This window comes from Amycolatopsis sp. H20-H5, assembly GCF_035828755.1.
Taxonomy (GTDB): domain Bacteria; phylum Actinomycetota; class Actinomycetes; order Mycobacteriales; family Pseudonocardiaceae; genus Amycolatopsis.
In genome coordinates, this window is the sequence record NZ_JAYMZS010000115.1 from 21,837 (window position 1) to 28,200 (window position 6,364).

Consider the following 6,364-nt stretch of genomic DNA (forward strand, 5'->3'; position numbering starts at 1 on the left):
GGGCGGGTGCCGGAGTTCTTTCCGGCATCCGCTCTCGCACTGGTTGCCCTAGACTTCGTATACAACGTGTATGGAGTCAGGGGGCAGCGGTGACCGGGCGCGACAAAGCGTACGAATACCTCAAAACCACCGTGCTGACCGACCCCGGCGTCCAGGGCGAATTCCTCAGTGAGCAGGAGATCGCGGACAGCGTGGGCGTCTCCCGCACCCCGGTCCGCGAAGCGCTGCTGATGCTCGCGGCCGAAGGTCTCGTCCAGCTGGTCCCCAAGCGCGGCGCGTACATCGCCCCGCTCACCAGCAAGGAACTGCGCGAGCTCGTCGAGCTCCGCGGCGTTCTCGAGCGGTTCGCTGCCGAAAAAGCGCTGGCAGACGGCACCGTCCCGGTCGCCGAGATGCGCGCGGCGCTCGAAGCCCAAGCGCGGCTCGCCAGTCCCGAGCGGGCCAAGGACTTCATCGACCTCGACGCCCAATTCCACAGCCTGCTGATCGCGTCGACCGGCAACGCGATGCTGATCCGCACCTACACCGGCCTGCGTGACAGGCAGATCCGCGCCGGGCTCGTCGCCCTGTTCAGCACTCCCCGGCGTCAGGCCGCGGTGCTCCGTGAGCACCAGGCGATCGTCGACGCGCTCGCGGCGGGAGACCTCCCGGCGACGCTGGCCGCGATCGACGACCACCTGGGCACGACGCTGAACCTTCAGCTCACCAACTGAAGCTCATCCTGGTCGGGATCGCGCCCGAGCAAGACGCCGACGATGCTCACGACAGCCGTCGCCACCAGGTAGATCGCGATGGCGAACCAGCTTCCGTATCCGGCGAGCAGCGCGGTCAGCAGCAGCGGCGCGGGCGCGCCACCGATGACCCCGGCGAGCGTGTACGCCAGCGAGCTGCCCGTGTAGCGCAGGCGCGGCGTGAACTGTTCGGTCACCAGCGCTGCCTGCGGGCCGTACATCGCCGAGTGGATCACCAGCGCGACGACGACGCCGAGCACCAGCATCAGGAACGAACCGCCGCTGATCAGCGGGAAGAACACGAACGGCCAGATCCCGGCCGCGATCGTGGCGAACAGGGAGAGCTTGCGCCTGCTGACCCGGTCGGACAGGGCACCGAACGCCGGGATCAGCACGAGCTGGAACGCCGAGCCGATCATCACCGCGGCGAGCCCGGCACCGCGGGAAAGCCCGGTGTGCGAGGTGACGTAGGTCAGGACGAAGACGGTGAACAACGCGTACAGCACGTCCGGGCAGACGCGGACCAGCACGGCCGCGAGCAGCGCGCGACGCTCGGTGCGGAACACCTCGGAGATCGGCGCGGACGAGCGCTCACCCTGCTCGGCGAGCCGCCGGAACACCGGCGTCTCCTCCAGCTTCAGCCGGATCCACAGGCCGAACCCGAAGAGCACCCCGGACAGCAGGAACGCCACGCGCCAGCCCCAGGAGTTGAACTGGGCCTCGGTCAGCAACGCCGCCAGCAGCGCCAGAACGCCGTTGGCCAGCAGGTTTCCCGCGGGCGGCCCGAGCTGCGCCGCCGAAGCCCAGAAACCGCGCTTGCGCGGATCGCCGAACTCGCTCGACAGCAGCACGGCGCCGCCCCACTCGCCGCCGATGCCGACGCCCTGGGCGAACCTCAGCGCGACCAGCAGCGCGGCCGCGAACCCGCCGATGTTCTCGTAGGTCGGCAGCACGCCGATCAGGAACGTGGCGACGCCGGTGAGCACCAGCGTCATCACCAGGATCCGCTTACGGCCGAGCCGGTCGCCGAGCCTGCCGAACACGAACCCGCCGATCGGCCGCGCGAGATACCCGACCGCGTAGGTCGAGAACGCGGCGAGCGTCCCGGCGAGCTTGTCTCCGGAGGGGAAGAACAGGTCGCCGAAGATCGTCGCCGCCGCCACGGAGTACGCCGCGAAGTCGTACCACTCCAGTGCGATGCCGGAGAGACTCGCCGCGAACGCGCGCCTCAGAACGCGTCTGAGAACTGACGTAGCAGCCGCCGCTCGAAGCCTCGGGCACCTGTCCTTCGAAGCCGCCTACCCTCCACAAAGGACGAAAAAGCGGCCTATTCGCCCGTTTCATACCGCTATGACCGTTTCATGCGTGCTCCTGAAGGCCACCATGACGGCGTTAAACGCCGTGAAGGCTCCCATCAGGGCACACGGCAAGTCTGGGGTGGCGACTGAAGGGGACTTCCCCTCGACTCAACCTTGCAAAAGTCCCCGTCCAGCACGAACGGACCTCCGGCGAGGCCGAGTGGGCACTGATCGTCACCGGCCCCGCACCGGAGAACGTCCTGCTCACCGCCGCCTGCGATCACACCGACCGCGCCCTGGAGGCCCACGGCGTCGCGTGGAGCAAGAACGCCGGGCCGGACGTCGTCTCGCGGCGCGCGTGGCGACTTGTCGACGTCGCCGACCGCCTCGACGAGCTGACGCTCACCGCCTGGGTGGACGGGACGCTGATCCAGCAGGGCACGCTGGCGGAGCTGCTCACGCCGTCGTACTGGCTCGACGTCCTGCGCGAGCGGGACCTGTACGCCCCGGGCACCCTGCTGATTTCCGGCACGATCCCGATGCTGCCCGGGGTCGACCAGTTCGGCACGTCGTGGCGCGTGGCGCTGACCGACCCCGCGACCGGCGACTCGGCCGAGCTCGCCTACGACGTGCGGTTGCTCCCGGAAGCCATCGGCTGAGCGAGCTCGCCGATGAGGGCGCGATAGGCGGCCTTCATCGGCAGCTCCCGCTCGACCCGCACCGCGCGGTTTTCCCGCCACAGCCCGACTCCGCGACGCTGCCAGGCCGGCAGCTCGGCGAAGTTGATCCCACGGCGGAAAAGCAGCTCGTTGCGATCGGAGAACGTGGAGTGTTCCAGCTCACCGGTCGCCTCCGCGCGGGTCTTGCCCTCAGTGCGAAGAGTCCAGTAGCACCAACCGTTAAGGGCACAACGCGACGCGTCCGCCTGGCGCCAGGAGAAGTAGTCGACGACGTCTTCGACACCTGCGCCGATCCACACGCGACTGTCGAAGTGCGCGGCTTCTCCCGCGGCGAGACTGAACGTCGCGGACGCGACTCCCGCCGTCAGGGAGACGAGCTTTTCCAGGCTGCGCCCGAAAAGTGCGAACGACGGGTCGAACAGGATCGAGATCTCGTCACTTTCGGTGTAGGCGTAGCGCGCGTCGAACTCAGTCAGCAACGCCCGCGCCGTCTGCTCCATGAGCGCCGAAAACCGCGGATCGAAAGGCTTCTCGAACCGCTCCTCGGTGAACCTGGAGAAGCTCCGGCCGTCGACCCGGACGATCGTCCGGACACCGGGCGGAATGGTGAGCGAGTGGAACCACTCGCCCGCTCGCTGCCGTGACTCGAACTCGTCGTTGTCCATCTCAATCCCCCATCCCGCGTAGGTCGAAACCACCGGCACCGTCGAACCGCACCTCGAACAGTTCGTCGAACCCGTCGTCGCGAACCGGTTGCCTCAGGCGTTTGAGCGTGGCATACATGCCGACCTGGGGCACCCGGGTTTCCGCGTCCCGCAACGCGTTTCGCTCCAGCGACCCGACCGGGTCGGGCGCGAACCAGTAGCCGACCACACGAGCGCCGGCCGCTCTGGCCACCTCGACGATCGGCCGCCACTCCTCAGCAGACGGGTTCGTGTTGTCGACGACGACGTCACGGCCTGCCTCGAGTGCGTCCGCGATCAGCCGCAACTGCCGCCGCTGCCGGTTCCGGGCCTTCGGGAAGTGGTCCTTGCTGACCTGCTCGTGGCCGCCGAGGACCTGCCTGGAGAACGTCGTCTTCCCGGCCGCCTGCAGTCCGATGAGGATCACCACTTCGAGCACGCCCCCAACCTAGGGAATTTTTCCCGGGCCCGCCGACATGTATATTCCATGGAAGTAAGTTCCACGGATCACTCAAGGAGGCCCGGGTGGACCTGAAACGCCTGTTCGACGACCTGATCCGGGTCGAGATCGAGCTCTGGAACGCCGTCGACGCGCGGTTGAAGGCCGACACCGGCCTGCCGATGACCTGGTTCGACCCGATGCAGGTCATCGCCCGCACCGAAGCTTGCCGGGTGCAGGACATCGCGAGCGCGCTGGTGATCACCGTCGGCGGCACGAGCAAGCTCGTCGACCGGATCGAGGCCGCCGGGTACTGCGAACGCCGGTCGCACCCCGACGACCGCCGCTCGTCGATCATCGTGCTCACCCCGGCGGGCCACCGGATCCTGGCCGACGCCACGGAGGCGTTCGAAGCCGAACTCGGGGCCCGGTTCGGCGAAGTCCTGTCACCGCGCGCACTCGACCAGCTCGCCACCAGTCTCGCGGCACTCCGCGCCACCGAAAGGAAGCAACCATGACCGAAACGATGCGCGCCGTCGTCCTGGACGCGCCAGGCCCGGCCGACACGCTGACCATCCGCGAACTCCCCGTCCCCGAACCGGCGCCCGGCGAGGTGCTCATCCGCGTCGAGGCCTTCGGGCTCAACCGGTCCGAGCTGCACACCCGGCTCGGGCTGGCGAGCGACGTCACCTTCCCGCGAGTGCTGGGCATCGAAGCGACCGGCGTGGTCGCGGCGTGTCCCGGCGGGGAGTTCGAGGTCGGCACGCAGGTCGTCACCATGATGGGCGGCATGGGCCGCACTTTCGACGGCGGCTACGCGGAGTACACCCGCGTGCCGGCCGGGCAGGTGATCGCCTTCAAGAGCGACCTCGACTGGAGCGTGCTCGGCGCCGTTCCGGAGATGCTGCAGACCTCGTACGGCTCGCTGACCATCGGACTCGACGCCCGGCCGGGTCAGACCCTGCTGATCCGGGGCGGCACATCGTCGATCGGCATGGCGACCGCGGTACTCGCGAAACAGCGCGGGATGACCGTGTTCTCGACCACCCGCAACGCGAGCAAGGTCTCAGCGCTCACCGATCTCGGCGTCGACCACGTGCTCGTCGACGACGGAGACATCGCCGGAGACATCGCCGCGCGGGTGCGCGCGATCCTGCCCGGGGGCGTCGACACCGCCCTGGAACTGGTCGGCACCCCGACCCTGCCCGACACGCTGCGCGCGACCAGGGTCCACGGCGTCGTCTGCTTCACGGGGATGCTGTCGAACGAATGGATCGTGAAGGACTTCTACCCCATCGGCTACCTGCCACGCGGCGTGCGGTTGAGCGCCTACGGCGGCGAAGCCGCGGACCTGCCGACCCACGTCCTGCAGGGCTTCCTGGACGCTGTCGCCGCGGGCACCGCCGTCGTCCCGATCGACCGTGTCTACCGGCTTGACCAGATAGCGGAAGCCCACGCGGCGATGGAAGCGGGCCACACGCGGGGAAAGCTCGTCGTGCGGGTTAGGTAAGACAATAATGAATAAGGACAACCTACGCTGACAAACCGGCGAAGAATAAACCGGCCTCGCCACTCTAGTCGTTTCATGTTTCACTTGTCCGGTGACCGAAACGATGCTGGAACACACCCACGAACCCCATGAAAACGTCGGCGGCAAGCTGAATTGGCTACGCGCGGGGGTTCTCGGCGCCAACGACGGGATCGTCTCGGTCGCCGGCATCGTGGTCGGCGTCGCGGGCGCGACCACGGACAACACCACGATCCTCACCGCGGGAATCGCCGGGCTGGTCGCCGGGGCGCTTTCCATGGCGGGCGGCGAGTACGTCTCGGTGAGCACCCAGCGCGACACCGAACAAGCGCTGATCCAGCTGGAAAAACTGGAACTGAAAAACATGCCGGAAGCGGAAGAACGGGAACTGGCGGAAATCTACGAAGAAAAGGGACTCTCGCCGGAGCTCGCCGCGCGGGTCGCGAAGGAACTGTCCGAAAAGGACGCCCTGCAGGCCCACGCGGAGGCCGAGCTCCACATCGACCCGGACAACCTGACCAGCCCGTGGCAGGCGGCGTGGGCGTCCCTGCTGTCGTTCACCGTCGGCGCGCTCCTGCCGCTGCTGGCGATCGGCTGGACGCCGGTGCCGGTGCGGGTCTGGGCGTGCGCGGCGGCGGTCGTCTTCGGCCTGGTCATCACCGGCTGGCTCAGCGCCCGGCTCGGCAACGCGCAGATCGGCCGGGCGATCGCCCGCAACGTCGGCGTCGGCGCGATCACGATGCTGATCACGTACTACGTCGGCGTCCTGTTCGGCGTCACCGTCGGCTGACCCCGCCACCCCCGCTTGATTGCCCCTGAAGGCCACCATGACGGCGTCTAACGCCGTCATGGTGGCCTTCAGGGACCGCGGTAGCGGGGGGCTAGTACTACAGGGCTAGATCTCTAGCATCTGGAGGCGGAGGCGTCGTCTGAAGTGGCTTCTTCGTGCGTCTGCCTGGTGTCCGCGTCGCCAGGCAGACGCACGGAGGCCCTGGTCGATGACGT

The 6,364-nt window shown here is 68.1% G+C and carries 7 protein-coding genes and 1 pseudogene; 5 read left to right on the plus strand and 3 right to left on the minus strand.

Annotation, left to right across the window (positions count from 1 at the left end; translation table 11 throughout):
- The first annotated feature begins 89 nt into the window (after positions 1 to 89).
- Positions 90 to 713 (plus strand): GntR family transcriptional regulator, encoded by a 624-nt coding sequence (locus QMK34_RS38450; RefSeq protein ID WP_326419707.1) that lies wholly within the window; start codon positions 90 to 92, stop codon positions 711 to 713.
- Here the strand turns inward: QMK34_RS38450 and QMK34_RS38455 are convergent.
- The gene (locus tag QMK34_RS38455; protein WP_326419717.1) at positions 698 to 1,963 is read right to left on the minus strand and encodes an MFS transporter; all 1,266 of its coding nucleotides are present in this window, start codon (positions 1,961 to 1,963) and stop codon (positions 698 to 700) included. The genes QMK34_RS38450 and QMK34_RS38455 overlap by 16 nt on opposite strands.
- A 245-nt stretch (positions 1,964 to 2,208) precedes the next feature.
- On the opposite strand from QMK34_RS38455, the pseudogene QMK34_RS38460 reads away from it, so the two are divergent.
- Positions 2,209 to 2,688: pseudogene (locus QMK34_RS38460) on the plus strand (DUF2848 family protein); the annotation flags it as partial.
- On the opposite strand, the gene QMK34_RS38465 reads toward QMK34_RS38460, so the two are convergent.
- Positions 2,652 to 3,374 carry a tRNA(His) guanylyltransferase Thg1 family protein gene (locus QMK34_RS38465; RefSeq protein ID WP_326419708.1) on the minus strand — a complete coding sequence of 241 codons (723 nt, stop codon included), beginning with the start codon at positions 3,372 to 3,374 and terminating at the stop codon, positions 2,652 to 2,654. The pseudogene QMK34_RS38460 and the gene QMK34_RS38465 sit on opposite strands and share 37 nt — an antisense overlap.
- Before the next feature lies 1 nt (position 3,375).
- Positions 3,376 to 3,831 carry an ATP-binding protein gene (locus tag QMK34_RS38470; protein WP_326419709.1) on the minus strand — a complete coding sequence of 152 codons (456 nt, stop codon included), beginning with the start codon at positions 3,829 to 3,831 and terminating at the stop codon, positions 3,376 to 3,378.
- A gap of 86 nt (positions 3,832 to 3,917) precedes the next feature.
- On the opposite strand from QMK34_RS38470, the gene QMK34_RS38475 reads away from it, so the two are divergent.
- The 3 genes from QMK34_RS38475 (at position 3,918) to QMK34_RS38485 (ending at position 6,149) form a co-directional block, all read left to right on the plus strand.
- Positions 3,918 to 4,349, plus strand: a complete 432-nt coding sequence (locus QMK34_RS38475; RefSeq protein WP_326419710.1) for a MarR family winged helix-turn-helix transcriptional regulator — start codon at positions 3,918 to 3,920, stop codon at positions 4,347 to 4,349.
- Positions 4,350 to 4,357: 8 nt separating this feature from the next.
- Complete coding sequence (locus QMK34_RS38480) at positions 4,358 to 5,341, plus strand: zinc-binding alcohol dehydrogenase family protein (protein WP_326419718.1); 984 nt, start codon at positions 4,358 to 4,360, stop codon at positions 5,339 to 5,341.
- A gap of 103 nt (positions 5,342 to 5,444) precedes the next feature.
- Positions 5,445 to 6,149, plus strand: coding sequence for a VIT1/CCC1 transporter family protein (locus QMK34_RS38485; protein ID WP_442785313.1), 705 nt, complete (start codon positions 5,445 to 5,447; stop codon positions 6,147 to 6,149).
- The last annotated feature ends 215 nt before the right edge of the window (positions 6,150 to 6,364 follow it).

Bases quoted from the DNA above. Each gene is read 5' to 3' on its own strand.
- QMK34_RS38465 (WP_326419708.1), bottom strand. From the start codon at position 3,374: ATGGACAACGACGAGTTCGAGTCACGGCAGCGAGCGGGCGAGTGGTTC.
- QMK34_RS38480 (WP_326419718.1), top strand. From the start codon at position 4,358: ATGCGCGCCGTCGTCCTGGACGCGCCAGGCCCGGCCGACACGCTGACC.
- QMK34_RS38485 (WP_442785313.1), top strand. From the start codon at position 5,445: ATGCTGGAACACACCCACGAACCCCATGAAAACGTCGGCGGCAAGCTG.